This window comes from Bacillus sp. UMB0893, from assembly GCF_002858905.1.
Lineage (GTDB): Bacteria > Bacillota > Bacilli > Bacillales > Bacillaceae > Bacillus_P.
In genome coordinates, this window is the sequence record NZ_PKLB01000004.1 from 280,136 (window position 1) to 300,592 (window position 20,457).

Sequence of the window (20,457 nt, forward strand, 5' to 3'; positions counted from 1 at the left end):
AAATAAGGAGAATAATAAAATGTACGATTATCTTATAGTGGGAGCGGGTCTGTATGGCTCAATATTTGCATACGAGGCTTCTAAAAGAGGAAAAAAGTGTTTAGTTATTGATAAACGTAACCACATAGGTGGAAATATTCACACCGAAAATATTGACGGGATAAACGTTCATAAATATGGTGCTCATATTTTTCATACCAATAACAAAGAAATATGGGAGTATGTTAATCAGTTTGTAGAATTTAACAGATATACAAATACCCCTATTGCAAACTATAATGGCGAAATCTATAATCTTCCATTTAATATGAATACTTTTAATAAGTTATGGGGAGTTAAAACTCCAAAAGAAGCTAAACAAAAAATAGAAGAACAAAAAAAAATTGCAGGTATTGATGAGCCTAAAAATTTAGAAGAGCAAGCGATTTCGCTGGTTGGTACAGATATATATGAAAAATTAATAAAAGGATATACAGAAAAACAATGGGGGAGAGCAGCCACTGATCTACCTGAGTTTATTATAAAAAGACTTCCTGTCAGATTTACTTATGACAATAATTATTTTAACGATAAATATCAAGGAATTCCTGTTGGTGGTTATAATTCAATAGTTGAAAAAATGCTAGAAAATAGTGATGTTAAACTTAATATTGATTTCTTTGAGGAAAAAGATGAGCTGATAAAACTAGCAAATAAAATAGTATTTACAGGTATGATTGATCAATATTATGAATATAAGTTTGGAGTTTTGGAGTATCGCAGTTTAGAATTCGAGACAGAGCTACTATCCGAAACGGATAATTATCAAGGGAACGCTGTTGTCAATTACACTGATAGAGATACTCCATATACTAGAATAATTGAACATAAGCATTTTGAATTTGGTACTCAAGATAAAACAGTTATTACAAAAGAATATCCAGCTGAATGGAAAGAAGGAGATGAGCCATACTATCCAATCAATGATAAAAAAAATACTGAAATATATAGAAAATACAAAGAGTTAGCAGATAAAGAAGATAAGGTAATATTCGGTGGTAGACTCGCTAACTATAAATATTATGATATGCATCAAGTTATTGGTGCTGCTTTAAAAATTGTTAAAGAGGAATTTGGACAATGAAAAATATAAAAATACTAGTTGCAACACATAAGAAATACCAAATGCCAAAGAGTGATATGTATTTACCCTTGCATGTAGGTAGAGAAGGAAAAGCAGATCTAGGGTATCAGGGGGATAATACAGGAGATAATATATCTTTGAAAAACCCAAGTTACTGCGAACTTACAGGGATTTATTGGGCGTGGAAAAATCTAACTGTAAATAATATTGGTTTATGTCATTATAGGAGATATTTTACTATCCAAAAGAAAACATTTAATGCATTTAATAGAACAGAGATGATTGAAAGAGCATTAAAAGAATCTGATATAAATAAAGTACTAGAAACGTCTGATATTATACTTCCTAAAAAAAGAAACTACTATATAGAATCAGTTTGGTCTCATTATCAAAATGCTCATAATATAAAAGATTTAGAAGAAACTAAAAAAATAATTGAAGAAATCTCACCTGAATATCTAAAGAGTTTTGAGAATATTATGAGTGGATCAACACTATACCTCTTTAATATGTTTGTAATGAAAAAAGAAGTATTTGATAATTATTGTGAATGGTTATTTGATATATTGTTTGAACTCGAAAAGAGAATTGATATCTCGAATTATGATAATTATCAAAAAAGAGTTTTTGGGTTTATAAGTGAAAGGTTGTTCAATGTTTGGTTAGATTACAATGAATTTTCTGTTAAAAATTTGGATTTATTACCTTTAGAGAAGACTAATCAACTTGCAAAATATGTTAATTTCTTAAAAAGGAAATTTCAAAAATGACTCTTTATCACTTAATATTTTTAATAACGGTATTTTTTCCATACTTACAGTTTTTTGGTGTGGGTACAAATACTGATGTTCAACTATATGCATTATTAGTGTCATTTATTATATTTATAATAATGTGGTTGAGAGGTTTCAATATTAAGTTAATTCATTACGTTGTCTATTTAATATTATGTATTATTACTATTATAATATGTTATTTATTTGGTACAAATAAAGATATAGTTGGATTATTTAGAGGTCTATTTGGTTATATATCATTATTTATTATTCCATTAGCTACAAACTATTTGATGAAATATATCAATCAAAAAAAATTAGAAATAATTTTAAAAATTTTCTACTTTATTTGGGCGATTATTGGACTAATCCAACTATTTAATAAAGAATTACTTACGGGTTGGAGAGTTAGAGGAGTCTTTAATGATGGCAGAGGTGTTATTTCACTAGCAAATGAGCCTGCATATTTCTCTATTGCATTAATATTAATTTCTTTAATTTTATATATTCAAAATGAAAATAAGAAATATTTATTTTTTACATTATTGATTTCAATCTTGTTAGCTCAGAGTGCTGTTGGTTTATTTTATTCTTTAGGAATACTATTTATATTAGTTTATTCAAAAACAAACATTAATCAAAATATTAGAAATATAGGGTATTTATGTATATTGCTATTATTATTTCTTATATCATATAAAATGATTGAAAATTCTAGGATGATAATGTTAGTTAAGTTTATTTCTGAAAATCCATTAAGTATTTTTATAACAGATCCCAGCTTAAATATCAGGTTTGCTCATATATTTTTGTCATTTAAAGGCTTTGCTAATAACTTTTTCCTACCTCATGGGGTTATGGATTGGTCAGAATATTATAAGATGGAAGTTTTAAAAAATCCTAATTTATTCATAGAACCAATTTATAGATTAGAAAACTCAAACGGAAGAATTGTGAGTTTGCATGGAAGGTTGTTTTATGAATTGGGAATTATTGCATTACCATTATATTTATTTTTATATAATGTTATCAAAAAAATAAAAAATGGTAAAAGAATCTTCATAATATTTATCTTAATGGGACTTAACGGCTTGAGTTTATCAGATCCCATGTTTAACTTTGTGTTGGGATTTATACTTTTTAAAGGAGAAATAGTAAAAAATGAAGAAAAAACAAATTTTTCTATGTAGATCTTATTATCATTTTTATATTTCTCTAATTAATTCAATTAACTACCACGGACTAACTAAGATTTTAATGATTGAAAGTAACTTTGATTTAGATAAGTTAATTACTATAAAAAGTAATACAGAGAAATTATTTGAAAATGTAGAGATCCATATAATAAATGATAGAGAAAGTTATAAAGATTTACTGAAATTAAAATATGATAATATTATTTTTTTCCATTGGACTGTTTATAAAAACCCAGAATATTCATTTTTTAAACTTTGTACTAATAATCAGTTAGTACTTATTGAGGATGGAGTTACTCATTATGGAGTTTATCATAAAGATATCAAGACCAAGAAAATATTAATAAAATATTTATTAAATCTGATTCTCTGTGGTAGAAAGGATTTATTGCTTAATAATAAAGTGAAAAAAGGATTAGTTACCTTGCCTGATAAATACCCAGAGTTCTTGAAAAGTAAACTATTTGAGTTGAAACTTCCTTCGGAAATTAATGGAGAATTAGGATCCAAGATTTTGGATGTTTTTGAGCTTAATAAAAAATTAATAGTAGATTCAAATAAGAAATTGGCTATAATTTTCACCCAACCACTGTCAGAAGATGGATATATGTTGGAGGATGAAAAGATTAATAAGTATGAAAATATTATTAATAAGACGAGAAATGAAGGTTACAGTATTATCTTAAAGCAACATCCTAGAGAACAAACTAAGTATAACTTTAAAGACGATATATATATGATTGAGAAAGATTTTCCAGGAGAGTTACTTAATTTAATAGGCATTGAGTTTTCCCTTGCAATATCTATATGTAGTGGTGTAGTGCATAATGTAAATGCAAAAAAGAAAATTCAAACAGAACCTGATTTTTTTAGCGTTTAGAAATTAAATTTTGGGAGTGAAAATAATGATTAAGCCTTTTATTGAGATTGGTAACAGAAAAATTGGTGAAGATTATAGACCATTTGTAATTGCAGAAATCGGTATTAACCATGAAGGAAGTCTTGTGGTAGCCAAAGAAATGGTTGATGCGGCTGCTAGTGCAGGCGCAGAAGTAATTAAACATCAAACTCATGTAGTGGAAGATGAAATGAGTAAAGAAGCTAAAAAAGTTATTCCTGGTAATACTGATGTCTCTATATATGAAGTTATGGAAAGATGTGCTCTAAATGAAGAAGATGAGATAGCTTTAAAAGACTATGTAGAATCCAAAGGGATGATTTATTTAAGCACTCCATTCTCAAGAGCTGCTGCATATCGTTTAGAAAGAATGGGAGTTTTAGCTTATAAAATTGGATCAGGTGAATGTAATAACTATCCTTTGATTGAACTTGTTGCTTCATTTGGAAAACCAATGATCGTGTCTACAGGAATGAATGATATAGAGAGTGTCAAGAAAACTGTTAAGATATTAGAAGAATATAATGTTCCATATTCTTTGTTACATTGCACTAACCTATACCCAACACCTCCACGTCTAGTTAGATTAGGTGGCATGCAGGAATTACAACAAGTATTCCCTAATGCAGTCATTGGATTATCTGACCATACGGCAAACAATAATGCAGCATTAGCAGCTACTGGACTTGGAGCTTCTGTTTTAGAGAGACATTTTACCGATTCTAAAGATCGTCAAGGTCCTGATATTCTATGTTCTATGGATCCTAAAGAATTAAAGGATCTAATAGAAGGTAGCGCTGAAATTGCAGAAATGAGAGGCGGAAAGAAAGAAGCTGCTGCAGAAGAGCAAGTGACTATAGATTTTGCATTTGCGACAGTTGTAACAACTGCTGATCTTAAGGCTGGAGATATTTTAACTAAGGAGAATATCTGGGTAAAAAGACCTGGTGTTGGTGAAATCAAAGCTGAAGATTATAATAAATTGCTTGGAAAGAAATTAGTAAAAGATATATCAAATGACGAACACTTAAACTGGGACGATGTTGAACAGTAATTTCGGGGAGAATTATAATGAAAAAAGTTTTATTCTTAACTGGTACAAGGGCTGATTACGGAAAAATAAAATCTCTTATGAAACAGGTAGAGAAAAGCGTAAAGTTAGAATTGAATATCTTTGTTACAGGAATGCATATGCTATCGAAATACGGATTAACATGGAAAGAACTTAAGGTAGATGGATTCCAAAATCTGTATCAATTTATCAATCAACAAACAAATTCCCAAATGGATATTGCTTTAAGTAATACGATATTGGGTTTAAGTAACTATGTCCACGAAATGAAACCAGATTTGATTGTTGTTCATGGAGATAGGTTAGAAGCTTTAGCAGGAGCAATAGTTGGTGCTTTTAATAATATTAAAGTTGCCCATATAGAGGGCGGAGAAGTTTCTGGTACAATTGATGAATCAATAAGACATTCTATAACTAAAATGTCTCATATACATTTAGTTAGTAACGAAGAGGCTAAAAAAAGAGTCATACAACTTGGAGAAGAGGAAGGGAATATTTTTATAATCGGTTCTCCTGATATTGATATAATGATGTCCGACGAGTTACCCTCCCTTCAAAATTCCAAAGCACGTTATGATATAGAATTTGAAAATTTCAGTATAGTTATGTACCACCCTGTCACAACTGAGGTTGATAAATTAAAGATTAATGTTAAATCCCTAGTTAATTCACTTATTAATTCAAATAAGAAGTACGTGGTAATTTATCCAAACAATGATGAAGGCTCCGAGATTATCTTAGAAGAATACAAAAGATTAGAGGGTAATTCTAACTTTAAGATTTTTCCGTCAATTAGATTTGAGCACTTCTTAACACTTTTGAAAAATTGTGAATTTATGATAGGGAATTCTAGTGCAGGTGTAAGAGAGACAGGAGTTTATGGTATACCTTCTATTGACATTGGAAACAGGCAAAAAAACCGATACGATATGGACCATTCAAATAATATTATTCACGTTCATGAATATGAAGCTGAAATATTAAGTGCTATTGCCAAAGTACAACAATTAGATATACAACCCACAGCAATTTTTGGTGATGGAAAAAGCGACGAAAAGTTTATTGGAATTTTGGAAAATGATTCAATTTGGGAGCTAAAAATCCAAAAAAACTTTATAGATGTTAAATACTAGGGTGATTAAAAATGTATAAGGGTAAATCTTTTATTGGTGTTATACCTGCTAGAGGCGGAAGCAAAGGTATTCCACATAAGAATATTCGAGAGGTTAACGGAAAGCCCCTCATCCAATATTCTATTGAAGAAGCAAATAAATCAAACTACTTAGACAGAATTATTGTATCCACAGATGATTTAGAAATAGAACGTGTGGCAAAAAAAGTTGGTGCAGATGTTCCCTTTTTAAGACCAAAGGAATATGCAACAGATACTGCTAAAACTATAGATGCTTTAATTTTTACAGTTAATGAGCTAGCTATTCGCGGATTTCAATATGATTACCTAGTCTTGTTACAGCCAACTCAACCCTTAAGAAAGGGTTGGCATATAGACGAAGCCATAAAAGAAATTGTAGATAGGGATAGGAATAGTTTAGTAAGTGTATCAGAAGTCCAAGATCATCCAATCTTAATGAGAACAATAAATGATCATGGAGAATTAGAGAATATTCTAAAAATTAGTAGTACAATTAGAAGGCAGGACTTTCCAACTTATTATAAAGTAAACGGAGCTATATATATTAATAAACTAAATGAAAATTTTACCCTAAATACTAGTTTAAATGATAATAGCCTATCTTATATTATGGACAAGAGATATGACATCGATATTGACGAACCTATAGATCTAGATATATTTAAATTACTTCTTGCTGAAGGAGAAGTAACAGGTGATTAAAAAAAAAATATCATCTAATTCTTTATTTAGTTCTGCAAGTATATACGTAATCACCCAAATAATAAATGCTTCGATTCCTTTCTTGCTTCTACCAATAATAACAAGGTACCTAAGTCCTGAAGAGTTTGGTATCTATTCGATGTTTAAAGTTATAGCTGGTCTAGCATTTTCATTCATAGGAATTGGGATCAACGGAGCAATAACAAAGATATATTATGAAAAGAAAAAAGATGAATTAGCGACCTATATAGCTAATTCCTTCTTTCTTGTTACCATAAATTCTATTTTTATGTTTATCATCTTTGGAGCTTTTCCTGGATTTATTAGTTCTGCTTCACAAATTCCACAAAGCTGGCTTTGGTCGGTGATTTTGGTTTCATACGGTAAAGTATTATTCCAAGTGACTTTAGTTATTTGGCAAGTTCAAAATAATCCTTTTAAATATGCTGTTTTTCAAATAGTACAAACAATAGTTAATTTCGCTTTAAACTTATGGTTTGTAATGGCGTTGTATTTAAATTGGCAGGGAGCGATTCTTGCTGAAACATTGGCTTTTATGATTTTTGGAATAATTGGTTTAGGGACTTTGTATAAAAACGGATGGGTTAACTTTAAATTAAATTTAGAAGATCTAAGGCATTTGTTGAAATTTGGCGCTCCATTAATCCCACATGCAATTGGAATGTATATTATTACTGCGAGTGATAGAATTCTTATTACTAATATGGTAGGTGTAGCAGAAACAGGATTGTATTCTGTAGGATATCAAATAGGTATGATTATTATGATATTACAAGATTCATTTAATAAGGCTTGGGTACCATGGCTATTTTCTAACTTGAAAAATAATAAACAAGATGTAGAAGTGAAAATTGTTAAATTTACCTATTTCTATTTTGTGGTTATCATAGCTGCGGCTTTATTATTAGCATTGATTGCACCTTGGTTAATAAGTGTTATGGCTGGGCCAGAATATCAATCATCATATCAATTTGTCATTTGGTTAGCGATTGGTTATGCATTTAATGGTATGTATAAGATGGTAACTAACTATATTTTTTATGTTGGAAAAACTCATTACTTAGCCACTGTTACCTTTTTAACTGCAATAATAAACTTAGTATTAAGTTATTTTTTCATTAAAATATGGGGAGCAGTAGGTGCAGCGCAAGCTACTGCTATTAGCTACTTAATATCGTTTATATTGACATGGTATATTGCTAATAAAGTATATAAGATGCCTTGGTTACTGTCTAAAAATAAATTTAGAGAAAATATATAATCCTATTTAGACAGTTGTAATTATTTTAGTTGAAATTTCTAAACTATTATCACTTTACAGAATGTGGATTTTTAGAAAATTTATTAATTTTAACATTAAAAGTTAAGGGTGATATCTATGATCTTGGTAATTGGCGGAGCAGGCTACATTGGCAGCCACGTAGTAAAAGAACTCCTCAAAACAAAAGAAGTCGTGGTCCTAGATAACCTATCAACCGGTCATCGATGGGCGGTTGATGAAAGGGCAGTGTTTGTTGAAGGAGATTTAGGTAATACAGAAGACCTGGAATCTCTTTTCTCCACTTATTCTATCGACGCAGTCATGCACTTTGCTGCCAGCAGTTTAGTAGGAGAATCTGTCATAAATCCAATGAAATATTATATGAATAATGTTTCTTCAACGCTTACTTTACTTAATACAATGCTAGAGTTTAACATAAACAAATTCATCTTTTCTTCCACTGCTGCTACTTATGGTATTCCAGATGTGGATATCATTACAGAAGACACTTTGACAAATCCTATCAATCCTTATGGTCAATCCAAATTGATGGTTGAACAAATTCTTGCTGATTTAGCGAAAGCAGTTGGGCTGAATTATGTAGTCCTCCGTTATTTCAATGCTGCTGGTGCGTTCGAAACGGGTGAAATTGGAGAAGAGCATGATCCTGAGACACATCTTATTCCGATTATTCTTCAGCATCTTTTAGGACAGCGTGAACAGATTGCAATCTTTGGTTCTGATTATAACACAGAAGATGGGACATGTATTCGTGACTACATTCATGTTACTGATTTAGCCAATGCTCATATTCTTGCACTAGAAGCACTGCTTGGTGGGACAAAAAATACGGCTACTTACAACCTAGGTAATGGTCTTGGCTACTCAGTAAAAGAAGTGGTTGAGATGTGTGAGAAAGTAACGGGTAAGAAAGCGTACGTTGTGATGAGTGAGCGAAGAGCAGGAGATCCTGCTAGACTTGTTGCTTCATCAGATAAAATATACAATGAGCAAGGCTGGAAAGCGGAATACTCGTTAGAAAAGATTATTTCTACAGCTTGGAACTGGCATCAAACGAGAGTAAAGTAATATTAGGGTTGCATCTTTAAGGTGCAGCCTTATTTTAGTATGCTTATGAATATCGTTACATAGAAAGAAGGAGAACACTTGACACAGTCACCCTATTTTTAACCCCTCACTGTTCAAGTGCATCTAAATGATGAATACGCAAATGATAACGAAAATGGTGAACTAGGAAAAACGGAATGCTGGTACATCATTGACTGTAAAGAAGGAGCAGACATGATTTACGGTCATAATGCTTCTTCTAAAGAAGAACTAATCCAGATGGTGAACAACGGGGAATGGAATTTTCTATTACGCCGCGTTAAAATTAAGCCTGGTGATTTCTTTTATGTGCCAAGCGGTACGCTTCACGCATTGTGTGAAGATACACTTGTACTTGAAACACATCAAAGCTCTGATACCACATATCATGTCTATGATTACGATCTGGAGGATTACAAAGGCAATAAACGTGAATTGCATTTAGAAAAAGCGATTGATGTCAGTACTGTGCCTTATGTTGATGATCAAAATCGTCCTTCAGTTGCCGTGATGAAAAACGATTACAACATATGTAGAAGAGCTTTATTTTACGGTATGCAAATGGGAGGTAAACGGTCGTGCATCATTCACGCAGGATCAGCCCTTCTTTCTCTGCAGCGTGATTGAAGGAGAAGGTGATCTTATTCACGAAGGTCAAACCTACCCTCTTCCAAAGGGGACTCATTTTATTTTGCCTGCTGAGACAGGAAGCTTTTCAATTAACGGGACTTGTGAATTGATCGTTTCACATATTTAAATGAACAGAGAGAATTCCTTTAAAAGAGTTCTCTCTTATTTTTTCTCCATTCCACCCAAAAACAAAGAATAAATCATATAAACTGAATTAACCACACTCAGCATGCTCAATTCCTCAATAATAGGAGATTTATAAGTGGTAACTTTCCGATTGCTGACCCGAATGATATCATCTGCATTTTTTGATAGAAAAGATTCTTCATTTCCTGTAATGGCAACAATGGGTATGTCTTTCTCCTTAAGTGTTTTTACTAATCTCACAATAAATCTAGTTTGGCCTGAGAACGATATGACCACCGCAACGTCTGATGAAGTTAAGGATTCAGCATCGGCAATCTGGTTTTCATGATTGCTGTAGGCAGTCGAGTATTTACCGAGTCTCATAAATTTAAACTGGGCGTTTCGTGCGATGACATGTGAAAAGGTAACACCAAAGAATGAAACCTTTTTCGAGCGGTGGATACGTTTGACAATCTCCAGGATTTCTTTTGAATTCATAAGCTCGCTTGTTTCCTGCAGAGATTTTTGCACGTCGTGGAAATACGTTTGGAGCTGGTCTTCGTTTAATCTTTCCTCTATTTCTGTGTAGTCTACCTCTGAATCATTGAATTCAATATAGGTTCTTGCATATTCTTTTAGTTCTTTAAAGGAAATATTTTCAAACTTTTTGCAGAAACGAGTAATGGTGGCTGGCGACGTATGGCAAGCTTCAGCAAGCTGATAGATCGACATGCCAGGAATTTTATCAACATTTCGTAATATGTATTCGGCGATGACAATCTCTGAATTAGTATGATCCGTTGAAGATTCAATAAAGTTAAGTAATTTGGCTATAAAGTTGTACATCAATGAGCCCCCGTTACATTTTCCTATTGTTCATATAGGCCTTTCTTGATGAAAAGTTTCATAAAATGAAACTTTTCTATTATTTCTGAGTCTCCTTGGTATGATGTTCATGTAACTGATAACAAACTCTCTAGGAGATGATTTTTATATGAAACAGTATAACGTATTGATCGTTGGTGGAGGTAGTACTTGGACACCAGGATTGCTGAAAAGCATTTGCGTCAGAAAAAAAACGCTTCCGATCAAACGCCTTGTGATGCTTGATGTGAACGAAGAACGTCAAAAAGTGATTGGTGAATTTGCTAAAATTTTATTCAGGGAAGAGTTTCCTGAACTTGACTTTCATTATACAACGAACAAAGAAGAAGCGATTACGGAAGACCAGGATTTTGTTTTTGTTCAGATGAGAACAGGCGGATATGCGATGCGCGAGAAGGATGAAAAAATTCCGCTTAGTTTAGGCGTCATTGGGCAGGAAACATGCGGACCAGGCGGGTTTGCTTATGGTATGAGATCCATTCGGGATATGACAGAACTTATAAATGATGTTCGGAGCAAGACTAAGGATGCTTGGATTTTAAACTATACCAATCCCGCAGCCATCGTGGCAGATGCTATGCAGCGTATTTTTCCGGAAGACAAGAAAATATTAAACATTTGCGATCAGCCGGAAAACCTTCTTCGCTCATATGGAAGATTGCTGGATCGTAATCCAAGAGACTTTGACCCTGTCTACTTTGGTTTGAATCATTTCGGGTGGTTTACACATTTATACGATCAAGAAGGAAATGATTTGCTTCCTGAATTAAGGGAGGTAATTTTAGAAGGCGGATTCAGACCTGTTGATTATGAGCAGCGTGACAAGTCGTGGCTTGAAACATATGCAATGGTGGAACAGATGGTCCGGGATTTCCCTGATTTCCTGCCGAACACATACTTGCAATATTATCTGTATCCAGATAAGGTGCTGAATAAACTAAACCCAGAATTTACGCGTGCAAATGAAGTCATGAATGGCCGTGAAAAAAGAGTATTTGAAGAATGTCAGCGCATCATTGCACAGGATAGTGCAAAGGATTCTCATGTCGTTCACAACGATGCTCATGGGGAGTTCATCCTAATTGTGGCAGAATCTATTGCTTATAATAAAGGAGATAATTTCGTAGTTATCTTGAAGAATGACGGCATCATTGATAATCTGCCTAAGGATGCTATGGTAGAGGTTGCAGCAAGCATAACTTCAAACGGTCCCAGACCTTATGCAGTAGGCGAAATACCAACTTTCTATAAAGGGTTAATTGAAGGGCAGTTTGCATATGAAAAGCTGACGGTTGAAGCGTATCTTGAAGGTTCCTATCAAAAAGCATTACAGGCTTTAACTTTAAATCGCACTGTTGTATCTGCAGGAAAAGCACGGGAAGTCCTGGATGCATTGATTGAGCAAAACAAAGATTTTTGGCCAGAATTAAACTAATGGTTTTTCGGAAGAGAGTTGTTCAATAGGGCTTCTCTCTCCTTTTTCCAGCAACAAATGTAATGGCTTTCATTTATATTTTATATTGGTTCTATAAAGGGGGAGTTCTGGATGAAAAAATTCTTTAATTTTGATTTCTTTCAGCGGATTGGAAAGTCATTTATGGTCGTTATTTCCCTTTTGCCAGCAGCGGGATTGCTTTTAGGGATAGGTACAACGCTGCAATCACCATACTTGATTGACTATCTGCCATTTTTGGATAATGGCTTTTGGCAAACTTTTGCTTCTTTAATGAAAGGAGCAGGCAGCATTATCTTTAAAAACCTCGGTGTGCTGTTTGCCATTGGGATTGCAGGTAGCTGGACAGGCGGAAAAGCAGGGGCGAGTATCGCGGCTTTTGTAGGATACATCGTTATGCACACTGTTATAGGAATTGTCTTGGGCATCACCCCAGAGACAGCAGCTGAGCCTGGAAAAACGCTTGAACTTGGCATACCTACCTTGCAGGTTGGTGTATTTGGCGGGATTATCATGGGCTTTGTGGCAGCAGCCTTGTATCAGAAGTATCATGATTTCAAAATGCCGGAAATGCTTTCGTTTTTCGGGGGAGCACGATTTGTTCCGATTATTACAGCGGGTGTGTCTATTATCATGGCACTTGTCCTTGCATTTGTATGGCCGCACGTTCAAGGATTTATTTTCTTCCTTGGAAACCAGCTGGCTGGTGAAAATACACCGCCATTTTATATGTTTATTTACGGTTTAGTAGAGCGTGCACTTATTCCATTTGGTCTGCATCATATTTTCTATATCCCGATCCGTTTTTCTGAAGTCGGCGGAACGTATACGACGATTGCCGGATCTGTTGTCTCAGGTGATACAGCGATGTACATGGCGCAGCTTGCAGATAAACAGGTTAATTCTGCAATTGAGATAACTGCAGGCCGTTTTATGACAGGGAAATTTCCATTCATCTTATTCGGAATTCCGGCTGCCGCCCTTGCCATGTATCATATGTCGAAGCCTCAGCACAAAAAAGCAGTTGGCGGTCTATTGTTAACAGCTGCCGGTACGGCATTTTTGACAGGAATTACAGAACCGCTTGAATTTACATTCTTATTCGTTGCACCATTGCTGTATGTTTTTCACTGCTTAATGGCTGGGCTTTCCTTTATGCTGATGTATATGCTGGATGTTAATATTGGCTATGCAGGCGGAGCAGGAATCATTGATTTCACCTTATTTGGAATCCTTCCTGGTGTTGGCGAGCCATGGTGGCTTGTCCTTGCAGTCGGCTTAGCCATGTCTGTTGTGTATTACTTTGTCTTCCGTTTCGCCATCAGCAAATGGAATCTGCTTACACCAGGACGCGGAGAAGAGGATTCCAACCGCTTGTACAGCAAGCAGGACTATAAGGATAAAACGAAAAACAAACAGGCGCTCCATGTTCTTGCAGCACTTGGAGGCGAACAGAATATCAACAATATTGATGCTTGCATTACTCGTTTAAGAGTAGGCGTAAAAGATAAGTCTCAGGTAGATCATGTTGAATTAAAGAAGCTTGGAGCTAAAGGGGTATTAGAAGTAGGGAACGGGATTCAAGCGATTTTTGGACCTACTGCTGAGATTTTGAAGAATCAAATTACGGAAATAATGGATAATGATCGAACAGCATAATAAACGGTTATTCTGGGACCGATTGGTTTGTGAAAAATAGTTTTCTATAGAGACCTTGGTAAGCATTGATGCTTATTGAGGTTTTTTTGTTTAACGAGTGCACTCTCATTTTTTTTAGTTAAACAAGAGAATTAGAGATAATATGATGAAAAGTATACAATACTTACAATTTAGATGATTGAGAAGAGGGAAAATGAACATCGGGGTAGATTTGGGAGGTACAAACATTCGTGTGCTGCGATTGATGAACAAGGGATCATTAAGGAAGAGTTTGGAAGTCTTACAGATGTAAGCAATGGTCCGCAAGCAGCAATTGAGAAGATGATTACCATGATTCAGTTACTGCAGGAAAAATCTCCTATACAGTCTATTGGGATTGGTGCACCAGGACCACTTGATGCAAAAAGGGGAATCATCATAGAACCTCCTAATTTGCCTGGCTGGCAGAATATCCAATTAACAAAGATGATAGAATCGGCCATTCAACTGCCTGTTTATCTCGAAAACGATGCCAACGCAGCGGCGCTTGCTGAGGCATTAACTGGAGCTGGAAAAAAAGCAGAAAGTGTCTTCTATATAACAGTTTCTACGGGAATTGGCGGGGGATACGTATATAACGGCAAGCTCATATCAGGTGCTCAAGGAAACAGCGGAGAAATTGGCAATATGATTGTAGACCCTAACGCAATAGGGGCTCCTGGTCTCAATAAAGGAGCTTTAGAGGCTCTTGCAAGCGGTACGGCAATTGGGAAAAAAGGCGCTTCAATATTCGGTCCTGGGCATGGAGCGAAAGAAGTGTTTTTACTTGCACAAGAGGGCAATCAAAAGGCTGTTGCAATTATTGATGAAGCATTGAACTATCTAGCCATTGGTATATCAAATATTGTTCATACCTTAAATCCGGAGGTCATTGTTCTTGGAGGAGGCGTCATGAAATCAAAAGATATGATGTTTGATCCTTTAAAGGAGAAAGTGCTGCCGTTGTTATATCCTAGTCTCAGGCCGCATTTGAAATTAAACCTTGCTTCTTTGGATCAGAAAGCTGGAGTCGTTGGAGCTGCAATGGTGCCGAGGCAGTATTTGTAATTACAACATAGGTCAAAAAAAATGAGTGGAATCAAAAACCACTCATCTATATTGGGTTATTCCCTTAATATTATCAAATCGAATTTTTTGTATTATCCCCCACCCAGCCTCATACACTTATCCTAGACAAGCACAAAGGTGTGATTCGATGCGAAAGCGCAAAAAAATCCCTCTTATCCCTATCTTGCTGATCATATCTGCCATTCTCCTGTTAATTGGTTTATTCAATTTATTCACTCCTTCCTCGCCGAAAAAAGCGGTCGAGTTATTTTATACCTCGGAACAGGCTGGGAACTTTGGCGGTGCCTGGGAACTGTTTCATCCTTTGATGAAGGAGCGTTTTGAAAAGAATGCCTATGTGACAGAGCGGTCGCATATTTATATGAGTCATTATGGGGTGACGACGTTTTCTTTTGAAATTTTGAAAGAGAAAAAGGTTCGCAGATGGAGGATGGCAAAAGGGGCACCGGTATTTAATGAGGCGCGTCTCATTAAGGTGAGGCAGACGTTTAAGAGCAAGTTTGGGACATTTGATGTTATGCAGGATGTGTATGTTGTGAAGGAAAAGGGAGATTGGAAGATTGTTTGGGAGTATGAGTAGGGCCTCTGGATAGGAGGTCTTTTTTCTATTTTCAAACTAGTGTAAATGTAATGTATTTTTATAGTAAATTTTACCTATAAATCTATTTTTTGTAAATGTAATTTTGTACTATTATAGATGTGGAAAATATTTCATTTAAATATCGGGAAAGGAGTTTGTTCGGATCAATAAAACAGAAGATTGAGGTGGGGAGAGAATGCTGGTTAAAGAGGACTATTTAGTATGGAGAGAAACGATTATTTTAAAGCCGATGTACACAGAAAGAGGAGAGCTGTGGACGATTGTACACGAGCTTTACCGGAAGCTGATTGTGCAGCAGTCACCATTCAAAATAATCAATGATAGCTGTGAAAGTGCAGGGGCTTCGTATCAAGGGATGGTTGATGCTGCTAAGCTCATTTTGCCAGGACGAAAAATGCTTCCAGTGTGTTTATCTGCTGGGTATCGAATCTGTATGCTGCCAACGCTTTCTCCTGTGCATGAAGACTGTATGTGGATTTCTTACTTTTATGTGAAGAGGACCTTTGAGAAGGGCACGAAAACGTTTATTGAATGCCGCAACAGAGAAGTGATTGAAATCAATGGCAGTGTCGAAAGCTTTTTAACGAAGTCTGGACATGCCCAGCAGCTCGTGCTCTCTTATTTGGACCGGCAAGAGGAAATGTGGGAGCTTTCCACGTATGTCGCCGAATCATATGAAGGGTACGATGCCTATTAGGTTAGGTAAGCAGCCAAGTTCCTTTGGGGATTTGGCTGCTTTTTATACTAATGTGAGCGTTTCTTTAGTAAAATAGAACAAATAGACAAAAGGGGTAGACCATGGGTGAACTATTAGTTATCTTGATTGGCGTTGGATTGTTCTATTATTTGCTGTTTATTTTCCCCACACAATGGCTGAAGGTCGAGCATGTTAGGGTTCCGCTTGGAATAGATAAAAAAATCCTGCAGATTTCAGACCTGCATGTGGAAAGGAACCGGATTCATCCGGATAAAATTAGAGAACTTCTGCACCGTGAGAAACCGGACTATGTTTTTATAACAGGAGATTTTACTGCAAGAGAAAAATACATACCTCTTATCAAGCCTTATATAGAGATTTTTCAGGAGTACGGAATCGAAGTCTTTGCTGTTTTTGGAAATCATGATTACCGGACTTATGAGTTGAGTTTGCAATTACGGCCTTGGCTTAATAAACATGGTGTTAAGGTTTTAGTGAATGAATCGATTGAGTTTAGTGACTTTACATTAATAGGGTTGGATTTTTATAGAAAAGATCCTCATGGTGTTTCAAAAGCGTTTGCTGGCGTTACCTCTATGAAGCCGAAAGTGGTTCTGTGTCATGATCCAAACGATCTCACTGAGGTTTCCGAGCCGTTTGATTTTATGCTTTCAGGACATCTGCATGGTAAGCAGTTTAATGTTCCGTTCTTTTTCAAATTTGTCTCAAAGGGTCAGCTTGCAAGCCGGGGGATATATAAGGGACTGCATCTGGTCGGAGGATCTTATCTCTACATTTCGAAAGGAATTGGGCAGGCACATTGGAACATGCGATTTGGGGTTAGAAGTGAAGTGTCGATTCTTACGCTGACTTCCGCACGTTGAAATCAAACCAAAACACTGTCACAATAGAGGGGATAAAGCAATAAAAGGAGTTTATGAATGGATATAGGACGTAATGACCCGTGCCATTGCGGCAGCGGGAAAAAATATAAGAAGTGCTGTATGAAGAAAGTGACTTCGCTTGATGCGATCCGAGAAGAGGAATTGCGGAGAATGCAAGCAGAGTTATTCCAGTTTGCTGATTTTCACATGTCTCCTGTGCTTGAAGCTATCATCGACGAATATGTAGGTGACGGTGTAAAAGATGAAGAAAATCTGTTGGCTGCTCTCCTTAGAATATGGGGGATTTTTTCGTATCAGACAGATCAGGGCAGAACGATGATGGAATCGTTTATTGAGCAAAAACGTAAAGAGTCTGTGCGGCCTTCTGTTATTTCTCAACTTGAAAAATGGGTAAATGCTGCACCATCGATTTCTTTCATTAGGAATAAGGAAGAAGGCGGATGGTATACGGTTGAAGATCTTTTTACAAAAGAAGATAAGCGTGTGAAGTTGGATGAAGAGAGTGAAGTAGATTTTGAAGATGGTGATCTTTTAATTGGTTACTTAGTGCCATTCGGTCAGTACTACTCCTATTTCATAAATGCGCTGGATATTCCTGAAGTGGAAGGGATTCGATTTGCTGAAACGGCAAAGTCTGTTTTTGCTGAGAGTGATTTCTCAGATGCAGAGCAGTTTATGATCTCTCATTATCCTGCCATGATGAAATCATTGATTGTGGGTCATGATGTTGATTTGGACATTTCTGAGATGGTGTGGGCGAATCCGCTCCATATGCTTGCAGCTTCTGTTTTAGAGGATACCTTAAAGCAAAGCGGAATAACAGGGACAGACAGGGATCTTGGGATAAGGGTCTGGAACAGATACAGCAACAGAATTCAGCCAGTAATGAAAAAGCCTCAAATTTATTCCGCTGCGATGCACTATTATCTTGAGAAACATCTTATGGAAGTGCCATCTTCAACTCAAAAAGGAGTGGCTGAACAATATGGCATTAGCCCGGCCTCTCTTTCAAAAGCCTACCGTCAGATGGAAGAGGAAATTGAAGAAGACGTGGAATACATTTTGCAGCATGTAAATGATGAAATATCGAATCTCGGGCTGGATGAGCCCGGTCAATATGAAGAGTTTGATTCTGATTGGAAGCCTGAGTCTGACAAAGAAGAAGCACAAGAATTGATTTTTGAAGCGATGCAAAGTGATCCGAAAAAGAGATTGAAGCTTGCAAAAGAAGCTTTAGAGCTCTATCCATATCATCCTGACGCTTACAGTATGCTTGCTGAAGCAGAACAGGACCCGGATAAGCAGCTGCAGCTCTTTAAAAAAGGAATGCAGGTTGGCGAAACAGATCTTGGCGAACACTTCTTCAAACAGAATAAAGGCATGTTCTGGGGGTTAAGTGAAACAAGACCTTATATGAGGGCGAAATTTAACTACGCGATGATGGAAGCAGCTGTCGGTCAATTAGAAACGGCTGTTAAGCAATGTGAGGAACTGCTTGAGCTCAATGAAATGGACAACCAAGGTGTCCGTTATATGCTATTTGTCATGTATTTCGATTTAGGAATGTACAAGCAGGCGAAAAAGCTGCTGGATCGGTTTGATGAAAGTCATACTGCAGCAGGGGCATATAATCAAGTATTGATAGAGTACGCATTAAATGGAATAACATCTTCTTTAAAGAAACTTATGAAAAAGGCGAAAGAGATTAATCCATTCGTATTTGATTATCTCGTTGGCAAGAAAAAGCTTCCTAAAAATCCTAATTACGATCAGGAAGAAGCTGCTGTATATGTTCAAGAAAATCACTATATTTGGTCGAAGAATCCTGAACTGATTAAATGGGTTGCAGAGAACGGAAAGTAATAAGTGGAAGGCAGGGATCTTAGGGTCTTTGCCTTTTTTGAATGGAATCGGAACAATTTTTGTGTGATTCTGTGCTCGGATTATAAGATACGGGTTTTGGCGAATAAAACCAGGTTTTACGCTAATAAGGCGGGCCTTGCGGATAATAAAAGTGGCTTTTTCGATAATAAGGCAGGATACTAGGAATTGAAAATGCTATGAAAAAAGCAGTGAATCCCAAAACAGGGATCCACTGCACTTCTTAATTCGAAGCTGTACTAGGCTCAAGCTCCAAATGTTCTTTTAATTGATTTGATAATCCTAACCGCTCTTCTTCAGGGACGATGTAATAGTATACCCCGCCGATTTTATCGCCAGTGCCTTTTACTTGAAATTGCTCTAGTGAATTGCGTGCATCTTTATAATTTTCCTGAATGCTCCACATTTCGTCCATATCTAAATTTGTTTTCACATTATTTTCAACTACTTTAAACATCTCGCCAAATTTAGTGAGAGAAGATATATTGGCCCCTTTTTGAATAACTGCTTCAATGACTTGACGCTGACGATCCTGACGGCCGAAGTCACCGCGTGGATCTTCGTAGCGCATTCTTGTATAACTGAGCGCACTCTCCCCGTTTAATGCAACCGTTCCTTTATTAAATGTTTTACCTTCATAGGTGAAGTTTAAAGTATTGTTTACTTCTACTCCTCCAACAGCATCAACTATATCCTTAAAGCTTTCCATATTAACTTTCACAAAATAATCAACCGGCACATCCAAAAAGTTTTCAACGGTATTGATCGCCATTTCTGTTCCGCCAAATGCATATGCATGATTGATTTTATCCTCTTTGCCTTTGCCGATAATTTCTGTTCTTGTATCACGAGGAATACTGACCATATTCATAGACTTCTTATTCGGATTAACAGTTAAAAGTATTAATGAATCAGAACGGCCTTTATCGCCCTCTCTTTCATCTACTCCCATTAATAAAACTGAAATCGGATCTTTCTCTTTAAAAGCAACTGGATCAGGTCGTTTTTCTGATTTATCTCTTCCAATATCCTCTTGAATCTTTGCTACTGTATCACTTGCTGTTTTATACAAATAGAACGCGTATCCCCCTGTACCCAGCACGAGTAAACCGATGATGCTAAGCGTAATCCAGAGCCATTTGCGTTTTTTATGTTTGTTCTGTCTCATCAAACCATCCTTTAAAAGATTTAATAGCCTAAAGCC

The 20,457-nt window shown here is 35.8% G+C and carries 18 protein-coding genes and 1 pseudogene; 17 read left to right on the forward strand and 2 right to left on the reverse strand.

Translation table 11 applies throughout. The features are described from left to right. The first annotated feature begins 19 nt into the window (after positions 1–19). From glf to manA, 10 genes and pseudogenes are all read left to right on the forward strand, one after another. The gene (gene glf / locus CYJ36_RS11430; protein ID WP_101567396.1) at positions 20–1,123 is read left to right on the forward strand and encodes a UDP-galactopyranose mutase; all 1,104 of its coding nucleotides are present in this window, start codon (positions 20–22) and stop codon (positions 1,121–1,123) included. Continuing rightward, the gene (locus tag CYJ36_RS11435) at positions 1,120–1,893 is read left to right on the forward strand and encodes a DUF4422 domain-containing protein (protein WP_101567397.1); all 774 of its coding nucleotides are present in this window, start codon (positions 1,120–1,122) and stop codon (positions 1,891–1,893) included. Before glf ends, CYJ36_RS11435 begins: the two co-directional genes overlap by 4 nt. Then, positions 1,890–3,089, forward strand: a complete 1,200-nt coding sequence (locus tag CYJ36_RS11440; protein ID WP_101567398.1) for a hypothetical protein — start codon at positions 1,890–1,892, stop codon at positions 3,087–3,089. The genes CYJ36_RS11435 and CYJ36_RS11440 overlap by 4 nt, the downstream gene beginning before the upstream one ends. Further along, on the forward strand, positions 3,061–3,975 hold the full coding sequence (locus tag CYJ36_RS11445; protein ID WP_101567399.1) for a polysialyltransferase family glycosyltransferase: 915 nt from the start codon (positions 3,061–3,063) through the stop codon (positions 3,973–3,975). Before CYJ36_RS11440 ends, CYJ36_RS11445 begins: the two co-directional genes overlap by 29 nt. Positions 3,976–4,000: 25 nt before the next feature. Further along, entirely contained in the window at positions 4,001–5,047 is a 1,047-nt protein-coding gene (locus tag CYJ36_RS11450) for an N-acetylneuraminate synthase family protein (protein WP_101567400.1), read from the forward strand. A 17-nt stretch (positions 5,048–5,064) separates the two neighbouring features. Continuing rightward, complete coding sequence (gene neuC / locus CYJ36_RS11455) at positions 5,065–6,198, forward strand: UDP-N-acetylglucosamine 2-epimerase (protein WP_180850247.1); 1,134 nt, start codon at positions 5,065–5,067, stop codon at positions 6,196–6,198. Positions 6,199–6,209: 11 nt separating this feature from the next. Further along, positions 6,210–6,920, forward strand: a complete 711-nt coding sequence (locus CYJ36_RS11460) for an acylneuraminate cytidylyltransferase family protein (RefSeq protein WP_101567402.1) — start codon at positions 6,210–6,212, stop codon at positions 6,918–6,920. Beyond that, entirely contained in the window at positions 6,913–8,202 is a 1,290-nt protein-coding gene (locus tag CYJ36_RS11465; protein WP_101567403.1) for a lipopolysaccharide biosynthesis protein, read from the forward strand. The genes CYJ36_RS11460 and CYJ36_RS11465 overlap by 8 nt, the downstream gene beginning before the upstream one ends. 117 nt (positions 8,203–8,319) lie before the next feature. Beyond that, positions 8,320–9,291 (forward strand): UDP-glucose 4-epimerase GalE, encoded by a 972-nt coding sequence (gene galE / locus CYJ36_RS11470; RefSeq protein WP_101567404.1) that lies wholly within the window; start codon positions 8,320–8,322, stop codon positions 9,289–9,291. Between the two features lie 105 nt (positions 9,292–9,396). Then, positions 9,397–10,066, forward strand: a pseudogene (manA, locus tag CYJ36_RS11475) (mannose-6-phosphate isomerase, class I); the annotation flags it as partial. A 35-nt stretch (positions 10,067–10,101) separates the two neighbouring features. Here the strand turns inward: manA and CYJ36_RS11480 are convergent. Then, on the reverse strand, positions 10,102–10,911 hold the full coding sequence (locus CYJ36_RS11480) for a MurR/RpiR family transcriptional regulator (RefSeq protein ID WP_101567405.1): 810 nt from the start codon (positions 10,909–10,911) through the stop codon (positions 10,102–10,104). Positions 10,912–11,059: 148 nt separating this feature from the next. Between CYJ36_RS11480 and CYJ36_RS11485 the strand changes: the two genes are divergently transcribed. From CYJ36_RS11485 to CYJ36_RS11515, 7 genes are all read left to right on the forward strand, one after another. Beyond that, a complete protein-coding gene (locus tag CYJ36_RS11485; RefSeq protein ID WP_101567406.1) occupies positions 11,060–12,385 on the forward strand; it encodes a 6-phospho-alpha-glucosidase in 1,326 nt (441 codons plus the stop codon). Between the two features lie 111 nt (positions 12,386–12,496). Continuing rightward, complete coding sequence (ptsG, locus tag CYJ36_RS11490) at positions 12,497–14,062, forward strand: glucose-specific PTS transporter subunit IIBC (protein ID WP_101567407.1); 1,566 nt, start codon at positions 12,497–12,499, stop codon at positions 14,060–14,062. A 174-nt stretch (positions 14,063–14,236) separates the two neighbouring features. Further along, entirely contained in the window at positions 14,237–15,148 is a 912-nt protein-coding gene (locus CYJ36_RS11495) for an ROK family protein (protein WP_257962457.1), read from the forward strand. Between the two features lie 148 nt (positions 15,149–15,296). Further along, positions 15,297–15,749, forward strand: a complete 453-nt coding sequence (locus CYJ36_RS11500; RefSeq protein ID WP_101567408.1) for a hypothetical protein — start codon at positions 15,297–15,299, stop codon at positions 15,747–15,749. Positions 15,750–15,945: 196 nt separating this feature from the next. Next, positions 15,946–16,467, forward strand: coding sequence for a competence protein ComK (locus CYJ36_RS11505; protein ID WP_101567409.1), 522 nt, complete (start codon positions 15,946–15,948; stop codon positions 16,465–16,467). Between the two features lie 101 nt (positions 16,468–16,568). Then, entirely contained in the window at positions 16,569–17,351 is a 783-nt protein-coding gene (locus CYJ36_RS11510; protein ID WP_101567410.1) for a metallophosphoesterase, read from the forward strand. A gap of 57 nt (positions 17,352–17,408) precedes the next feature. Next, positions 17,409–19,235, forward strand: a complete 1,827-nt coding sequence (locus tag CYJ36_RS11515) for an SEC-C metal-binding domain-containing protein (protein ID WP_101567411.1) — start codon at positions 17,409–17,411, stop codon at positions 19,233–19,235. 241 nt (positions 19,236–19,476) lie between these two features. Here CYJ36_RS11515 and tagU read toward each other — a convergent pair whose 3' ends face one another. Beyond that, positions 19,477–20,421, reverse strand: a complete 945-nt coding sequence (tagU, locus tag CYJ36_RS11520; RefSeq protein ID WP_101567412.1) for a polyisoprenyl-teichoic acid--peptidoglycan teichoic acid transferase TagU — start codon at positions 20,419–20,421, stop codon at positions 19,477–19,479. Positions 20,422–20,457: the final 36 nt, after the last annotated feature.

What these genes read in the sequence shown, in the direction of transcription:
- galE (WP_101567404.1), top strand. Translation starts at nt 8,320, where the DNA reads ATGATCTTGGTAATTGGCGGAGCAGGCTACATTGGCAGCCACGTAGTA.
- CYJ36_RS11510 (WP_101567410.1), top strand. Translation starts at nt 16,569, where the DNA reads ATGGGTGAACTATTAGTTATCTTGATTGGCGTTGGATTGTTCTATTAT.
- CYJ36_RS11445 (WP_101567399.1), top strand. Translation starts at nt 3,061, where the DNA reads ATGAAGAAAAAACAAATTTTTCTATGTAGATCTTATTATCATTTTTAT.
- CYJ36_RS11480 (WP_101567405.1), bottom strand. Translation starts at nt 10,911, where the DNA reads ATGTACAACTTTATAGCCAAATTACTTAACTTTATTGAATCTTCAACG.
- glf (WP_101567396.1), top strand. Translation starts at nt 20, where the DNA reads ATGTACGATTATCTTATAGTGGGAGCGGGTCTGTATGGCTCAATATTT.
- CYJ36_RS11460 (WP_101567402.1), top strand. Translation starts at nt 6,210, where the DNA reads ATGTATAAGGGTAAATCTTTTATTGGTGTTATACCTGCTAGAGGCGGA.
- neuC (WP_180850247.1), top strand. Translation starts at nt 5,065, where the DNA reads ATGAAAAAAGTTTTATTCTTAACTGGTACAAGGGCTGATTACGGAAAA.
- CYJ36_RS11485 (WP_101567406.1), top strand. Translation starts at nt 11,060, where the DNA reads ATGAAACAGTATAACGTATTGATCGTTGGTGGAGGTAGTACTTGGACA.
- CYJ36_RS11505 (WP_101567409.1), top strand. Translation starts at nt 15,946, where the DNA reads ATGCTGGTTAAAGAGGACTATTTAGTATGGAGAGAAACGATTATTTTA.
- CYJ36_RS11450 (WP_101567400.1), top strand. Translation starts at nt 4,001, where the DNA reads ATGATTAAGCCTTTTATTGAGATTGGTAACAGAAAAATTGGTGAAGAT.
- CYJ36_RS11440 (WP_101567398.1), top strand. Translation starts at nt 1,890, where the DNA reads ATGACTCTTTATCACTTAATATTTTTAATAACGGTATTTTTTCCATAC.
- CYJ36_RS11495 (WP_257962457.1), top strand. Translation starts at nt 14,237, where the DNA reads ATGATTGAGAAGAGGGAAAATGAACATCGGGGTAGATTTGGGAGGTAC.
- CYJ36_RS11515 (WP_101567411.1), top strand. Translation starts at nt 17,409, where the DNA reads ATGGATATAGGACGTAATGACCCGTGCCATTGCGGCAGCGGGAAAAAA.
- ptsG (WP_101567407.1), top strand. Translation starts at nt 12,497, where the DNA reads ATGAAAAAATTCTTTAATTTTGATTTCTTTCAGCGGATTGGAAAGTCA.
- CYJ36_RS11500 (WP_101567408.1), top strand. Translation starts at nt 15,297, where the DNA reads ATGCGAAAGCGCAAAAAAATCCCTCTTATCCCTATCTTGCTGATCATA.
- tagU (WP_101567412.1), bottom strand. Translation starts at nt 20,421, where the DNA reads ATGAGACAGAACAAACATAAAAAACGCAAATGGCTCTGGATTACGCTT.
- CYJ36_RS11435 (WP_101567397.1), top strand. Translation starts at nt 1,120, where the DNA reads ATGAAAAATATAAAAATACTAGTTGCAACACATAAGAAATACCAAATG.